Consider the following 13,979-nt stretch of genomic DNA (forward strand, 5'->3'; position numbering starts at 1 on the left):
CAGCTGTGAATACGGCGCTCACAGACCGGTGGGCCAGATGCTCTTGACGCGCACCGCACAGTAGAAATCGCCGGTTGTTGCGAACGGAACTGTTGTTGAGAAGTTGCCGGTTCCACCCGGGGGTACGGCGGCAGTGGTCGTTCCGAGCGGAGAATCGGAATCGCTGATCTCGTGATTCGCCGCGAATACCTCGTAGACAACGTCGATGCTGCCGATCTGGGCCAGGGTGGGTGCGTCGAGCGATACGGTGCCGGAAATGGTGACGGTGGTCCCGTCTCCATTGCATGTTGGCGTCGATGTGTTGACCATGCCGCGCTTGAGGTCCTTAGCGAATGCCTCTGCGAATGCCTTCTTGCCGCCGCAGACCTCTCCGACTGCGTTGCGCTGTGGCTCCGACATTGTCTTGAGGGTGGTCGCCATCTTGTCGAGGTCGGTCACCTTCATCGAGTCTTTATCGAAGTCGGTGCACCACTCCTCAGCATCCTTCTTCGCCTTGGCCGCGGCGATCTGCTCCTGAGTGGACGTGATTTCGCTGTCGATTTCCACGGTCTTAGCGTCCGCGGACTGGATCTCGGCCCGCATATCCTCAATCTCCTGCGCCTTCGAGCGAGCGCTGACGTACATGGTGGCGCTGACAAGGAGGAAGATGACGGCAAGAACCGAGCAGATGATCGTCAGGATCCTAGGAAGGCTGGAGGGCTTCTTCGCCGGGGGCTGGACTCCGTAGCTCACTTCTGTGCCTCCTCGAGTTCTTTCTTCACCTTGTCGAGTTCATCCTGCTTGTGGTCGAGGCTGATCTTTGTGGAGTTGCGCTGGTCCTGCACGTCGCGCCACTCGACGTTCTGAGCGCGCAGCTGTATGCCCGCGTACACCATCGTGCCGAAGAAAACGACCATGAGGAGGACGGAGACAATAGCGCCGATGACCCATCCGCGACCGCTCTTCGGAGCGGCGTCTCCCGCCTGTGGGCCCATTCCAGCGGCGCCCAGCTGCGGGGCGACGCCCGACGGATTGTAGGGGTCGGAGGAAACGGTCGGGGCCTGCGACTGGGCGGGCATGTAGTGCCCCGCCGTCTGGTCTGCGGGCGTTTGCTGCGTGACAGGCGCTCCCCGCTGCGGCATATCGTGGAATTGTTCGGTCCACTCGCCGCCACTCCACCAGCGAAGGCGCTGGCTTCCTGCGGGGTCGGGGTACCATCCGGGTGCTGGTTGAGACATGACCGTCCTTTCAGTTTCTGGCACCAGTGTAACCAATCCGTGAGGTCCATAACGTAGGCAATATGACAGTCGTGGGGAACGTCGGACGCGCGACAGGTACTCTGAAAGCTATGGCCTCTCTTTTTGCGTCTTCACCCCTGCTCGCACTGTTTGTCGTCGTTGCGTTGGGTGCGGCGATTGGGGCCATCCGGATCGGCCCGCTGCGCTTCGGAGCGGCCGGTGCGCTCTTCGTGGGACTGACCGTCTCGGCCCTGCATCCCGAGGTCGTCAGCACCCACATGTCGATCGTCCAGCCGATGGGCCTAGCCTTCTTCGTGTATTGCGTCGGCATTTCCGCGGGTGCCACCTTCTTTCAGGATTTGCGCAAGCAGACGAACCTCCTCGCCCTCACGACAATTGTGTGCGTCGTCGGTGCGCTTATCGCGCTCGTGGGAGGCCGCCTCCTCGGCCTGTCTTCGGGCCTGACCTCGGGTCTGTTCACGGGTGCTCTGACGGCCGCTCCCGCCCTCGATACAGCTACCCGACTCACGGGAGATCCCAACGCGGCGGTCGGCTATGCCTTCGGCTACCCGGTGGGCGTTATCGGCGGCATTCTCATTGTGACGATCACCGTGACGAGGAAGTGGGTCGGCCCCAAGGACACACCTTCCCTCGCGGGGTCGTCCCTGGAAGCCGTCAGTATTCATGTCTCCAAGCACATCAACACGCGCGACATCGACGCGTGGCGCGACCAGCGCGTGCGCCTGTCCTACCTGCGTCGTGACGGGCGCACTCGCGTCATCGCTCCCGGCGAGGATCTGCTGCCCGGCGATCACGTCGTCATGGTCGGTGATCCCGCGTCGATCAAGGAGGCGGCACCCCTCGTCGGCGAGATCCTCGACCACAATCTCGAGGACGACCGTTCCGACCTCGCCTTCGAGCGCATCGTCGTGTCCAACCCCGACGTCGCCGGCCGCAGTGTCTCCGAGCTGAACGTCACCAAGCGCTTCGGTGCTGTCATTACGCGCGTGCGCCGAGGTGACCTGGACCTTCTGGCTCGCGACGACCTTGACCTGCAGCTTGGCGATCACGTTGCCGTCGTCGTTCCCACGGACGAGCTCGACGACATCGCCGAGTGGCTCGGCGACTCCGAGCGCCGTGTCGCCGAGGTTGACGGCATGGCTTTCGGTATCGGCCTCGTCCTCGGCCTGCTCCTGGGTATCGTCTCCTTCCCGCTGCCCGACGGCCAGGGCTTCCAGCTGGGCGCCGCCGCCGGCCCCCTGATCGTCGGTATGCTGCTCGGCGCACTGCGCCGCACTGGACCGCTCGTGTGGACCCTGCCCGCCGCCGCGAACCTGACGATCCGACAGATCGGCCTCATGCTCTTCCTTGCCGCCCTCGGCCTGAATGCAGGACCGCAGTTCGCGAGCCTGCTCGGCAGCCCTGAGGGTTGGCGCGCCGCGCTCCTCGCCGCCGTCATGGTTGTCGTCTGCTGCGTCATCCAGGCCCTCGGTGCCAAGTTCATCGGCTTGTCCTCCGCGCGCGCTGCGGGCGGCATCGCGGGCTTCCTCGGCCAGCCGGCCGTCCTGCAGGCCGCCGACGCCCGCGTCACCGACGAGCGCATCGAGGCCGCCTACGCGACCCTCTTCGCCTTCGCGATTATCGTCAAGATCCTGCTCTTGCCGCTCATCACCTCCTTCCTGTGAACGCCGTAGACTAGGGCTATGGCTACCCCTGACTTCGTCCTCGAACTGCGCCGTCATGTCGGCCATGCGCCCCTGTGGATGCCCGGCACGACCGTCGTTATCCTGCGTCCCGCCCCGGGCCAGGTGGCGATCGACTGGGAACGCCCCATTGCTCCCGAGGCGGTTGAGATCCTGTGCGTGCGCCGCTCAGATAACGGCGCCTGGACCCCCGTGACCGGCATCGTTGACCCGGGCGAGGAGCCTGCGATCGCCGCCGCGCGCGAGGCCTTGGAGGAAGCCGACGTTCGCATTGAGGTGCGCCGCCTTCTCTCCGTCGAGGTCGTCGGTCCCGTCACCTACTACAACGGAGATGTCACCACCTACCTGGACGTCGCCTTCGCCGCGCAGTGGGTGAGTGGCGAGCCGAGCCCCGCCGACGGCGAAAACAGCGAGACCACGTTCTTCCGCGGCGACCAGCTCCCTCCCATGAAAGACCGCTTCCGCCGCGCCGTCGCCAAGGCGCTGAGCGCCCGCCCCGACGCGGACTTCCTCACCGCCTGACCTCGCGTGAGTGGAGGGGCACGTCTCTGCCTCGTCGAGGTGAGCGCGATAACGCTTGTATTTTTGTCAAACCCCTTGCGGGACTGAAGTCCTAGTGGTGAAATAGGGTCATGGATACACCTAACGAGATCGTTTACGCCGTCACCGCCGACTCCACCGGTGGTCGCGCCGGCACCTCCACCGTCCCCGCGCTCGGCATCAGCCACGTTATGCGCGCCCCCAAGGAACTGGGCGGCCCCGGCGACGGCCCCAACCCCGAAGCCCTCTTCGCCATGGGCTACGGCGCCTGCTTCCAGGGCGCCATGGGCCTGGCCGCCAAAGAACTCGGCATCGACACCAAGGACTCCGTCGTGCGCACCACGATCGGCCTCGGCCCCGAGGGCGACTCCTTCGCCCTCACCGCCGACATTAAGGTCTTCATCCCCGGCGTCGAGCTCGACCGCGCCCAGGCCCTCGTCGACCGCGCCCACCAGCTGTGCCCCTACTCCAAGGCCACGCGCGGCAACGTGCCCGTCACCGTCACCGCGGTCGCCGCTCTCTGAGAGCGCCCGATAGACGCAAGAACCCCGGCATCGTCTGAATGAACTGCCTCCCGTTTCTTGGACATCGAAATTGAAGTCCGGGGAATGGGAGGCTTTTCATGTCTGTGGATCTGCGGTTGAGGCATGATCGTTTGCTTCGGGAGCAGGCGGTGTCGATGTTTGAGAGGGGTTGTGGCTATGCTTTGACCGCCGGGAGGCTTGGTGTGTGTGCCGAGACTGTGAGAGAGTGGCAGAAGACATACCGCGCAATTGGGAGGAGCGGACTTTTGGCCATGGGAGTGAAGTACGCCAGATACGACTATGAGACCAAGGTCGCCGCAGCGAGGGCCGTGGTAGACGGCGGGATGAGTAAGCCTGAGGCGATGGTGCGCTTCGGTATTGCGAGCGCGACACCGTTGAAGCAGTGGTGCAGGCTGTACCGCGAGGGCGGCGCGCAGGCCCTTAAGCCTAAGCCCAAGGGCAGGCCGAAGGGGTCGGTGCGGGCGGTGCCACCAACGCGTGAGGAGGAACTCCAAGAGCGCGTGCGTAAGCTTGAGGCGCAGGTGGCGTACCTAAAAAAATCGATTGCCCTGAAGGCGCAGAGGCGCTCCCAAACCGGGACAAAGCCCTAGTGGTTGCCGAGCTTTCAGGGCATGGACACAGGGTGTGTGATCTCCTCGAGGTGGCAGGCCTTGCCAGGTCGAGCTACTACTACGCGCTGACTCACCCCCAGCAGCCAACCAGAGCGCAGCTACGTCCCAAGGTCGCCCAGATCTTTTCACGCACCCCCAACGGGTGCGGTCACAGGCAGATAGCCATGTGCCTGCGCGCTGAGGAAGGGGAGCGCATCGCCGACAAGACGGTCTTGAAGATGATGCGCGAGATGGGTCTGCGCTGCGGCATACGCCGCGAGAGGGCCTACCACAGGTACAACTCCTACAAGGGGGACGTGGGACACAGCTTCGACAACATCATCGGCCGCGACTTCAAGGCCGATGGCCCCTGGCAGAAACTGGGTACCGACGTCACCGAGTTCAAGCTCTCCTTCGGCAAGGCCTACCTCGCTCCGGTCTACGACTTTGCCAGCAAAGAGATCGTCGCGCACTCCATTTCGATGTGCCCCAACCTCGCCCAGCAACAAGAGATGCTCCAGATACTCATGGACGCCAAACCAGCAGGGGCCGAACCGATCTTGCACTCGGACATGGGATGGCAATACCAGCACGAAACCTACATCAGCACGCTCGCCGATAACGGTTTCATCCAGAGCATGTCACGCAAAGGCAACTGCATCGACAATGGCGCCACCGAGCAGGTCTTCGGACACCTCAAGGACGAATTCTTCCGCGGCCAGGACTGGCAGACCTTCGAGAGCTTCAAAGCCGACCTCGACGCCTACATCACGCACTGGAACACAACAAGACGCCAAGTAAAGCTCAAGGGCCTGACCCCGGCAGAATACCGGGATCAGGCCCTACAGGAAGCCGCATAACGGCTACCATTTAAAGCGTCCAAGTTTCGGGGCGCAGTTCAAGATGGACGAGGCCGGGGTTACTTCGTGCGCTCAGGCACCCCGGGCGTCAGGCGCCCTGCTGCGGGTGCCGCGCGCACGGCTTCACCCTTCGGGCTCGCCGCACGCGGGCGTCAGGCGCCCTGCTGCGGGTGCCGCGCGCACGGCTTCACCCTTCGGGCTCGCCGCACGCGGGCGTCAGGCGCCCTGCTGCGGGTGCCGCGCGCACGGCTTCACCCTTCGGGCTCGCCGCACGCGGGCGTCAGGCGCCCTGCTGCGGGTGCCGCGCGCACGGCTTCACCCTTCGGGCTCGCCGCACGCGGGCGTCAGGCGCCCTGCCAGTACGCCTTGAGGACCCGGGCGAGGTCGAGGAGATCATCCACATGGCTCATCTCGCGCGCCGAGTGCATCGACAGCAGGCCCACGCCCACGTCCACCGTCAGGATCCCTAGACGGGTCGCCGTGATCGGGCCGATCGTCGTCCCGCACGGCATCGCGTTGTTACCCACGAAGTTCTGCGAAGAAACGCCCGCCGCCGCGCACGCACGATTCCACAGGGCGATGCCCTCCGCGTCCGTCGCGTAACGCTGCTTCGAGTTGATCTTGATGATCGGGCCGCGGCCCATCATCGGACGGTTATCCGGATCGTGGTGCCCCGCATAGTTCGGGTGCACCGAATGCGCCGCGTCCGCGCTCACGCACGACGAGGCCGCGAGCATCCGCTCGAAACCGTCCTCGTCGCGGCCCAGCGCCTTCGCCGTGCGGCGCAACACCGTCTCCAGGATCGGGCCAGCCGCACCCGTGCGAGACTCCGAGCCCACCTCCTCGTGATCGAAGCACATGAACACCGTGACATCGCCGCCCGCGGGTGTACCCTGCGCGGCCAGGCGCTCCAAGGCCACCAGACCCGGGTGCACGCTCGACAGGTTGTCCTGGCGCGAGGCCGCGATGAACTGGCCCTTATCACCAAAGAAACCCGGTCCCTGGCTGGGCGTGAGGATCAGGTCGAACGCCGCAACCTGCGACGCGTCATCCAGGCCTGCCGTGCGCGCCACGTACTCCAGCACGTTGCCGTACGGGTTGTCCACCGTCCATACCGGGTGCAGGTGCTTCTGCGGATCCAGCTTCAGCCCGCCCGGATTGACGTCGCGATCCAGGTGAATCGCCAGCTGCGGGATGCGCGCAATCGGGCCCGTGCGAGCCAGGACGACCTCGCCGCTATTCAGCACCAGGCGGCCCGCCAGCGTCAGCTCACGATCCAGCCACGAGTTCCACATCATGCCGCCGTACACCTCGACGTCAATCTGGCCCCAGCCGTCCGGCGTCGTCGACTGTACCGATGGTTTCACCGAGAACGCCGGTGAATCCGTGTGCGCGCCCACGATGCGGAAGCCCGCGTCGTCGTCGACTGTCTCGGGCACGAACCACGCGGCGACCGCGCCACCGCGTACCATCACATGACCGCCCGGGGACGCGTCCCACGCGCCCTTCTCGTCGACGCGCGTAAAGCCGGCGTCCACCAGGCGCTGTGCCACGACCTCGGCCGCGTGATAGGGAGAAGGAGAATCAAGGAGGAAATGCTGATAGTCCACCGCGTTCGCGTGGACCTCGTCCAGTTCAAGCTGTGCCATACCTCCCATGGTAGAACGCCGCGCGGGGCGAGGCCTACGATTGACACATGAGTGAGATCCCCGCATACACCCTGAACGATGGCCTGGACGTTCCCGCGATCGCGCTGGGGACCTACAACCTACGTGGCGCCTCGGGCGTGTCCTCAATGGTCTCGGGCATCGAGGCCGGGTATCGCATGCTCGATAGCGCCTTCAACTATGAGAACGAGGGCGCCCTCGGTGCTGCCGTGCGCCGCTGCGGCATCCCCCGCGAGGAACTGCGCCTGGTCTCCAAACTCCCCGGACGCCACCAGCGCTACGACGAGGCCGTCTACACGCTCGAAGAATCCCTCATGCGCGCGGGCCTGGACTATTGGGACATGTACCTGATCCACTGGCCCAACCCCAAGCACGGCCTCTACGTCGAGGCCTTCCAGGCGCTGCTGGAGGCCCGCGACCGCGGCCTCGTTCGATCCGTCGGCGTCTGCAACTTCCTGCCCGAGCACCTTGAGCGTGTGCACGCCGAGACCGGCGAATACCCGAGCGTCAACCAGATCGAGCTGCACCCCTACTTCCCACAGGCCGCCGCGCTGGAGTATCACGCGCAGGTCGGCGTGCTCACCGAATCATGGAGTCCCCTGGGCCGCAAGTGGCGTATCGTCGAAGACCCCGCGATCGTCGCCCTGGCATCCGGGGTGGGCGTGTCCCCGTCGCGTCTCATCCTGCGCTGGCACTACCAGCTCGGCACGATGCCCCTGCCCAAGTCCGGTAACCCTGAGCGCCAGCGCGAAAACCTCGATATCTTCTCATTCTCCTTGTCATCCGAGCAGATGGCGGCGATCAGTGCACTTGGCCGCCCCGACGGCCGCCAGGCCGACCAGAACCCGGAGTACTACGAGGAGTTCTGAGGCTTCTCCGTTCGGTGGTGCTTGTGGCGCCGCTGGTATTCCGGGCGTCGCGTGGCCTGCCCGCCCGCGAGGCTAGGCGACCTCACTTCGTTCGGCGCCGCGCCTCGAAGCCCGGCCAGGCCCCGCAGGCCCCGCGGCGGCCTCCACACCGGCGGCGCCTGCAGTGCTGTGCGGTGATGCGTCGTCTCGATGCCCGGCCAGGCCCCGCCACCGCCCACGGGCACCGCAGCCAGGCCCTCTTACGTCCTCCGGACCCTCCTGTGCCCTCCACGCCGGCGGCAGGTGCTGCTATTGCTTGGCAATTTCGCATGCAATTCCCTGACGCCTGTCGTCTATGACTCCGCAGAAAGCTTGGAATTTCAACGATTGCATGCTGACGCATGAAGTGTCTGCGGCGGAATTGCATGCGAATGTGCGTTGATCAGGACCCCCAATAGCCCGCGGGCGTCGCAAATCTCTCGCGTGAAACCGGCGTCGCCTTTGCTCGCGCAGGCCGAGCCTCAGATGAAACCGCTATCGCCTTTGCTCGCTCGTGCGCGCGTGGGGTTGAAACCGCCATCACCTTTGCGGGCGAGAAATGGGTGTTTTTCGTGCATTTTTCGGTTGCAGAGGTGATGGTGGTTTCAATGGTCGCTGTTCTGGGGCGAGCATTGGTGATGGCGGTTTCACGTTGGCCTGCATCAGTGGTTGCAGTGGTGTCGTCGGTTTCAACGTCGCCACCTCACAGCTGCCTGTGCGCGAAAAAGTTCGCCCAGCGCACGAAAAATGGCCCAAAATCGTCGGTCTGTGGCGTGCTGGGCGAACTTTTTCGCGCCTGTTGTGGCAAAGGTCGTCATTCTGACGGATTTTTCTTCGAATAGAGTCGTTTTTTGAGTAGGAACGACGACGTTTGTAACGCTGGGCGCTCTCAGGCCCGGCAGCCCGGCTCAGGCTAGCCGTGCCTTCAACGCCCCAAACGAAGCGCCCGCCCACGCGTCACGCGGGGGCGGGCGGCAACTCAGGAATGCAAGTGGCTCAAGAACGCAAGCGTCGCGCGCTCACTTCTTCTCGAGCGTCACGCGGTACACGTTGGTCTCGCGCAGCTGGAAGCCGGCGCGCTGGTACAGGCGGTTCGCGGCCTCACGCGAGGGGCGCGACGTCAGGTCGACGGTGCGGGCACCGATCTTCTGAGCGTGCTCGATCGCGGCGACCACGAGGGCCTGGCCGGCACCCTGGCCGCGGGCGGCCTCGTCGACGACGACGTCCTCGACCCACGCGCGCACGCCCGTGGGGATCTCGAAGGTGGCCAGCGACAGCATGCCGAGGATCGGGTGGTTGCCTTCGGCGTCGGCTGTCTCGGAGCGGAACACGAAGAAGTGCACGCCGGACTGGGAGAGGAAGCGCTGCACGTCGGCCTCGCTCATGGGGGCGGCGGAGCGGGACAGCTGGGGGATCAGGCGGCCCATGGCCTCGTGGATTTCGGGTGTGGCGGCGGTGATAAGTTCGACGGTCATGTTTCTCCTAACGTCTGGGTCCAGTGTAGCGGGCGCGCAGCGCGAGGCGTGGAAGAGGGGTCTTGCAAGGCGACGCCAGTTGGCGGACACGTGGGTGCTCCGTGCAGTTATTCGCCCACGATGGAACCTATGCGACTCGGTGAGCCGCGTGAGGTTGATGGCAGAAGCATCGACGATAGTGCGCACGCAGCGGCATCAGATCGTGATCTCGATCTGGTTTCCCTCGATGGCCACGACGCAGCTCTCGTAGTAGCCGTCGCCGGTTGTTCTGGGGCCGCTCAGGACCTCGTACCCCCCAGCGTGGAGGGTGGCGGTCAACTCGTCGACCGCTTCCTCGCTTCCGACAGAGAAAGCGATGTGCGCGTACCCCGTGCGATTGATGCCCTTGACGGCATCGTCCATGCGCGGCTTCGTCATGACTTCCAGGCGCGGGCCTTCCTCGAAAGTGATGAAGTAGGATCGAAAACCCGTGGTCGTGTTGTGGTAGCCGCCGTCGGAGCGGCCTCCGAGGTAGCGGACGAAGAAGTCGCGCGCGGCCTCGAGGTCGTTGATATACATCGCGACGTGTTCGATCCTCATGGACGCAAGCCTTTCGGGGGCAGTGTCGTTTCGCGTCAGTGTATCGGTTGCGTGCGAGGTGTGTGTTTGGCCTGTTCCGAGGAGAGGGCCGGGAATTCGTCCCCGTGGCGGTCCGGCGCTACAGTAGTCTTTCCGCTACGCGCGCTCTCGCTCGAGGAGGAGGGCGACCTCCACGTGGGTCGTGTGCGGGAACATGTCGAAGATGCGGCCCTCGACGGGTCGCAGGGATGGCATGAGCTGCAGGTCTCTCGCCAACGACGCGGGATTGCACGAGGAGTAGATGACGCGGGGAGCGGCGCATCCATTGAGGTAGGCGGCAAGATCCGCCCCAATGCCTCGACGCGGCGGGTTGACGACGATCACGTCGGGCACATCCTCGGGCGACTGGGCGCGCGCCCACGCGGTCGCGTCGTCTGCGATGAAGGTGGCGGCGCCTCGGGACAGACCCGCGTGTCGGGCGGCGCTGATCGCAGAAGAAATCGCGCCGGGGGAGACTTCGACGCCGGTGACGCGCGGGAACCCGGAGCGAGCGCACGCCAGCGCGAATCCGCCGACGCCGCAGTACAGATCCCACAGGCTTTCGGGCAGCCGCCCGTCGGTGAAGGGCCGCGACGCCCACACCGAGGCCTGCTCGTACAGGGTGGAAGCGACGTGTGCGTTGGTCTGCGCGAAAGAGCGAGGCCCCAACTCGAGGCCCTCGACGCTGAGCGGTAGCGTGCGGGTCCGCGTCAGGATGATCTCGTCGGGCCCCTCCACGATGGCCTCGTGCGTGGGGTGAATGTTCGCTGTGACGACGTGCGCGCTCGGCACGAGATCGCGCAGGAGCGGCAGTGCCGAGCGGATGTCAGAGACTCGCTCGCGCGTGCGTAGCACGAAGCGAATCATGAGGCGCTCCTCCGCCCCCACGGTGACGAGGATGTTCTTGAGTTCTCCGCGCTTGGTGGGCACGTCGTAGGGGGTGAGGTCCAGTGCCCGGATGAAGCGCTTGAGGCCGGGCGTCGCGCGATTGATCGCGGGGTGCTGGATGGGGCAGCCGGGTAGGTCGACGCCGCGCCGGTCGGGCCCCAGGAGGCCCAGGGTGGGGCGGCGGCGACTGCCTCCGACCACGAGCTTGACGCTCGTGCGGAATCCCTCTTCGGGGGACGAGGCTGGGCTTAGCCACCGGATCTCCTGGGTTCCCGGGACGTGGGCTAAAGCTGCCACGACTGCGTCAACCTTCTCCGCGAGCTGTCGCTCGTAGGGCTGGGGGAGGAGCGAACAGGAGTGGCAGGTGCCGGCGTCAAAGTGGTCGCAGCGCATCTGTTAAGTGTAAGTGTGGGCGGGGTGTACCGTCAGGTACGCCCCGCCCACTTGAGTGGTGGTTATGCCCACGCGGCGCTTAGGCCTTGGTCAGACGCGAGCGGCGGATGAGCACGGTGCCGACACCGGCGGCGATCAGCGCGCCAGCGACGACGATCAGCGCGTTGGTACCGGTTCGGGCCAGGCCTCCCTTGCCGCCCTGCTCGGGGGCGGGTGCCGGGGCTGCGGAGGGCTGGACGCTCGGAGATGCGCTCGGCTCCGCGGAGGGAACGGCTGGCGCGGTCACCGTCAGCGGTGCGGATGCCGTAACTGCTGGCGAAGTGGACTCCGCGACGACCGTGTGGTCCCCGGCCTCGGTGTTGGCGGGAACCGTTACCTCTGCGGAGAAAGCCCCGTTCTCGTCAACGGTGGCGGTGCCGACCTCAACAGGCTCGGAGTGCAGCGTGAGGGTCACGGCGGACTCGGGAGCGAAGCCCGTGCCCTTCACAGTGATCGTCTTTCCTGCCTCGACGGTCGACGGCTTGACGGTCACGGCGGGGGTCGAGAGCTTCTCGGCCTTGACGGTGACCGACTTGACGGTCGTGTCCTTGCCGAAGCCCTTGAGGACGTATGCCGGGTTGTCGTATTCCAGGGTCACGCGAGCGGTCTGGTTTGCTCCGATCGCGAAGGGGCCGACGCCTTCCTTGAGCTCGGCGACTGTCAGGCCCTTGATGACCTGTCCGTCGACGCTGACCTTGTACTTCGCGTAGGCGTCCGTGAAGCCCTCGGTGTCGAAGGAGACGCTTACGCCCGAGGCGATCTGGTCACCCGAGGTGATGGAGGCCGTGAAGCTGGTCTCGCCGGTCTTGGGGGTGGGGGCCTTGAACTTTTCGAGGCCGGAGGCGGGGATCGTGGTCGCCTCGGTGCCGATGGTGGTCAGGCCGGTGGGCACGTAGTTGGGTGCGCCGTTCGTGGTGGCCGTGACGACGGGGAGGATCTCGTCGGGCTGCGCGGGCAGCGTGATGACGAGGTCGTTGCCCTCGACCTTGTAGGTCAGAGCCGCGTCGGAGCCGTCCAGCTTCACCGAGGAGATGTCGTTGGCGCCGGCGCCGCGTAGGGTAATCACGCCGTCAGCGGGCCACTTCTCGATGCCCATGTAGATGTGGGAGTCATCGACCATGGTCTTGCCCCAGGACTCGATGGGGAAGTGGGTCGGGCGCGAGTTGTTGAGGATGCCGGGGTGTGCGCGGTTCCAGTCGCCGATTCCCTTGAGGACGGAGGCATCCCACGGGTCGTAGGAACCGTCGAACTTTGGGCCGACGTTGAAGAGGAACTGGCCTCCCAGGGCAACGGTCGAGAACATGTTGCCCACGATCTCGGTGGTCTTCTTGTGGGCGCCGCCGGGCGCTTTACGCAGCGCCGTCGTGTTGTCCACGTTGATCATGTGGTCCCAGTTCGGGTAGTCCGGGTAGCCGGTGTCCTTGAACTTGGGAGCCGCGTCGTCCCAGTTCGCGTAGCCCCATGTCTTGTGGAAGATCGAGACGGCCGACTCCCAGGGGCCCTGGGTCTGCTCGGACTGCATCTCGTTGTCCCAGCCGACCTCAAAGTCCGCGCGGTCGTTGCCCACGCGCGAGTTGATCATGATGTTCGGCTGGAGTTCGTGCGCCCACTTGCGCAGCTGGTCAGACTGGGCAGGGTTGGGCTTTCCCATGTCGTACCAGAGCTCGGCGATCTCGCCGTACTTACCGCCGAGGAGTTCCTTGAGTTGGGCATGGATGTATTCCATGTAGCCCTCTTCGTCGAGCGTGTTGGCGTTTTGCCAGGGGTTCTCGGGCTGCTTCTCCCAGTCGATGTTGGAGAAGTAGAGGCCGAACTTAATGCCGACCTGCTTGCAGGCCTGGGACAGCTCGAGGAGCGGGTCGCGGTGGGATGGCGACTGCTTGGTGAAGTTGTAGTCGGTTGTTGCCGTGTCCCACATGGCGAAGCCGTCGTGGTGTTTGGAGGTGATGAGCAGCATCTTCATGCCGGTGTCTTTGGCCTGCTGGCACCACGCGGTGGCATCGAAGTTGGGGGCCTCGAATGTTTGGGCGGTGGCCAGGTACTCTTCGCGCGGGATGCCCTGGAGCGGGATACGGGAATCCCAGGTCTGCTGGTGGCCCCATGCCTTGATCTGCTCGGGGTAGCCCACTTCCTGCTTCTGGCCCTTGTACCAGCCTGCGTAGGAGGAGTAGACGCCCCAGTGGATGAACATGGCGTACTTCATGTCCTGCCACTCGGATACCTTCGCCTCGCTCGAGGCTGCGACGGCTGCGGGGATCGCGTAGCGCGCGTCGTAGGTGGCCTGGGGGGCGGGGGTGCCGGACTGGGCACCGTCGGCTGTCGGCGTGTCGGCCAAGGCGGGACCTGCCATTCCTAGTGTTAGGAGGCCGGCGAGGAGGGTACCAGCCACTCGTTTCGTGATGTGCATCAAGTCTCCGTTGATTGATGAGAAACTCCGGTTTGGAGGCGGTCACAGTCTAGCGAAGGAAAGTGATGAATGCCATTTGCTGCCACATTGCTACGGCGTGTCGAGCTGGTTGTGATCAAGTGCATATTTTAAATGCTGACTGGTTGGAAAGTTGTTGCTGGCGTCTCCTGT

At 65.0% G+C, this 13,979-nt stretch carries 13 protein-coding genes; 6 read left to right on the forward strand and 7 right to left on the reverse strand.

Annotation, left to right across the window (positions count from 1 at the left end; translation table 11 throughout):
* Positions 1-18: 18 nt before the first annotated feature.
* Complete coding sequence (locus FOC40_RS02480; RefSeq protein WP_003795816.1) at positions 19-732, reverse strand: hypothetical protein; 714 nt, start codon at positions 730-732, stop codon at positions 19-21.
* Positions 729-1,217 carry a DUF2510 domain-containing protein gene (locus FOC40_RS02485; RefSeq protein ID WP_081445525.1) on the reverse strand — a complete coding sequence of 163 codons (489 nt, stop codon included), beginning with the start codon at positions 1,215-1,217 and terminating at the stop codon, positions 729-731. Before FOC40_RS02485 ends, FOC40_RS02480 begins: the two co-directional genes overlap by 4 nt.
* 110 nt (positions 1,218-1,327) lie before the next feature.
* Here FOC40_RS02485 and FOC40_RS02490 point away from each other — a divergent pair, with 110 nt between their 5' ends.
* The 5 genes from FOC40_RS02490 (at position 1,328) to FOC40_RS02510 (ending at position 5,455) form a co-directional block, all read left to right on the forward strand.
* Complete coding sequence (locus tag FOC40_RS02490) at positions 1,328-2,902, forward strand: aspartate:alanine exchanger family transporter (RefSeq protein ID WP_003795813.1); 1,575 nt, start codon at positions 1,328-1,330, stop codon at positions 2,900-2,902.
* A gap of 18 nt (positions 2,903-2,920) precedes the next feature.
* Positions 2,921-3,442, forward strand: a complete 522-nt coding sequence (locus FOC40_RS02495; RefSeq protein ID WP_003795811.1) for an NUDIX domain-containing protein — start codon at positions 2,921-2,923, stop codon at positions 3,440-3,442.
* Positions 3,443-3,552: 110 nt separating this feature from the next.
* Entirely contained in the window at positions 3,553-3,984 is a 432-nt protein-coding gene (locus tag FOC40_RS02500; RefSeq protein ID WP_003795810.1) for an Ohr family peroxiredoxin, read from the forward strand.
* 98 nt (positions 3,985-4,082) lie between these two features.
* Positions 4,083-4,595: a helix-turn-helix domain-containing protein gene (locus FOC40_RS02505; RefSeq protein ID WP_003793785.1), complete on the forward strand. Its 513-nt coding sequence runs from the start codon at positions 4,083-4,085 to the stop codon at positions 4,593-4,595.
* A gap of 32 nt (positions 4,596-4,627) precedes the next feature.
* A complete protein-coding gene (locus FOC40_RS02510) occupies positions 4,628-5,455 on the forward strand; it encodes an IS3 family transposase (protein WP_231125988.1) in 828 nt (275 codons plus the stop codon).
* Between the two features lie 344 nt (positions 5,456-5,799).
* On the opposite strand, the gene FOC40_RS02515 is transcribed toward FOC40_RS02510, so the two are convergent.
* Positions 5,800-7,104 (reverse strand): M18 family aminopeptidase, encoded by a 1,305-nt coding sequence (locus FOC40_RS02515; protein ID WP_003793781.1) that lies wholly within the window; start codon positions 7,102-7,104, stop codon positions 5,800-5,802.
* Between the two features lie 47 nt (positions 7,105-7,151).
* On the opposite strand from FOC40_RS02515, the gene FOC40_RS02520 reads away from it, so the two are divergent.
* Complete coding sequence (locus tag FOC40_RS02520; RefSeq protein ID WP_003793780.1) at positions 7,152-7,991, forward strand: aldo/keto reductase; 840 nt, start codon at positions 7,152-7,154, stop codon at positions 7,989-7,991.
* A gap of 1,037 nt (positions 7,992-9,028) precedes the next feature.
* On the opposite strand, the gene FOC40_RS02525 is transcribed toward FOC40_RS02520, so the two are convergent.
* The 4 genes from FOC40_RS02525 to FOC40_RS02540 all read right to left on the reverse strand — a co-directional run bounded on the left by FOC40_RS02525 (position 9,029) and on the right by FOC40_RS02540 (position 13,808).
* The gene (locus tag FOC40_RS02525) at positions 9,029-9,484 is read right to left on the reverse strand and encodes a GNAT family N-acetyltransferase (protein ID WP_003793776.1); all 456 of its coding nucleotides are present in this window, start codon (positions 9,482-9,484) and stop codon (positions 9,029-9,031) included.
* 195 nt (positions 9,485-9,679) lie between these two features.
* A complete protein-coding gene (locus FOC40_RS02530; protein WP_003793775.1) occupies positions 9,680-10,063 on the reverse strand; it encodes a VOC family protein in 384 nt (127 codons plus the stop codon).
* A 135-nt stretch (positions 10,064-10,198) separates the two neighbouring features.
* On the reverse strand, positions 10,199-11,362 hold the full coding sequence (locus FOC40_RS02535; RefSeq protein WP_003793773.1) for a methyltransferase domain-containing protein: 1,164 nt from the start codon (positions 11,360-11,362) through the stop codon (positions 10,199-10,201).
* Positions 11,363-11,441: 79 nt separating this feature from the next.
* The gene (locus tag FOC40_RS02540; protein ID WP_003793771.1) at positions 11,442-13,808 is read right to left on the reverse strand and encodes an alpha-L-fucosidase; all 2,367 of its coding nucleotides are present in this window, start codon (positions 13,806-13,808) and stop codon (positions 11,442-11,444) included.
* Positions 13,809-13,979 lie beyond the last annotated feature (171 nt).

This window comes from Schaalia odontolytica (assembly GCF_009730335.1).
Taxonomy (GTDB): domain Bacteria; phylum Actinomycetota; class Actinomycetes; order Actinomycetales; family Actinomycetaceae; genus Pauljensenia; species Pauljensenia dentiphila.

Bases quoted from the DNA above. Each gene is read 5' to 3' on its own strand.
- FOC40_RS02485 (WP_081445525.1), bottom strand. From the start codon at position 1,217: ATGTCTCAACCAGCACCCGGATGGTACCCCGACCCCGCAGGAAGCCAG.
- FOC40_RS02490 (WP_003795813.1), top strand. From the start codon at position 1,328: ATGGCCTCTCTTTTTGCGTCTTCACCCCTGCTCGCACTGTTTGTCGTC.
- FOC40_RS02495 (WP_003795811.1), top strand. From the start codon at position 2,921: ATGGCTACCCCTGACTTCGTCCTCGAACTGCGCCGTCATGTCGGCCAT.
- FOC40_RS02500 (WP_003795810.1), top strand. From the start codon at position 3,553: ATGGATACACCTAACGAGATCGTTTACGCCGTCACCGCCGACTCCACC.
- FOC40_RS02505 (WP_003793785.1), top strand. From the start codon at position 4,083: ATGTCTGTGGATCTGCGGTTGAGGCATGATCGTTTGCTTCGGGAGCAG.
- FOC40_RS02515 (WP_003793781.1), bottom strand. From the start codon at position 7,104: ATGGCACAGCTTGAACTGGACGAGGTCCACGCGAACGCGGTGGACTAT.
- FOC40_RS02520 (WP_003793780.1), top strand. From the start codon at position 7,152: ATGAGTGAGATCCCCGCATACACCCTGAACGATGGCCTGGACGTTCCC.
- FOC40_RS02525 (WP_003793776.1), bottom strand. From the start codon at position 9,484: ATGACCGTCGAACTTATCACCGCCGCCACACCCGAAATCCACGAGGCC.
- FOC40_RS02530 (WP_003793775.1), bottom strand. From the start codon at position 10,063: ATGAGGATCGAACACGTCGCGATGTATATCAACGACCTCGAGGCCGCG.
- FOC40_RS02535 (WP_003793773.1), bottom strand. From the start codon at position 11,362: ATGCGCTGCGACCACTTTGACGCCGGCACCTGCCACTCCTGTTCGCTC.
- FOC40_RS02540 (WP_003793771.1), bottom strand. From the start codon at position 13,808: ATGCACATCACGAAACGAGTGGCTGGTACCCTCCTCGCCGGCCTCCTA.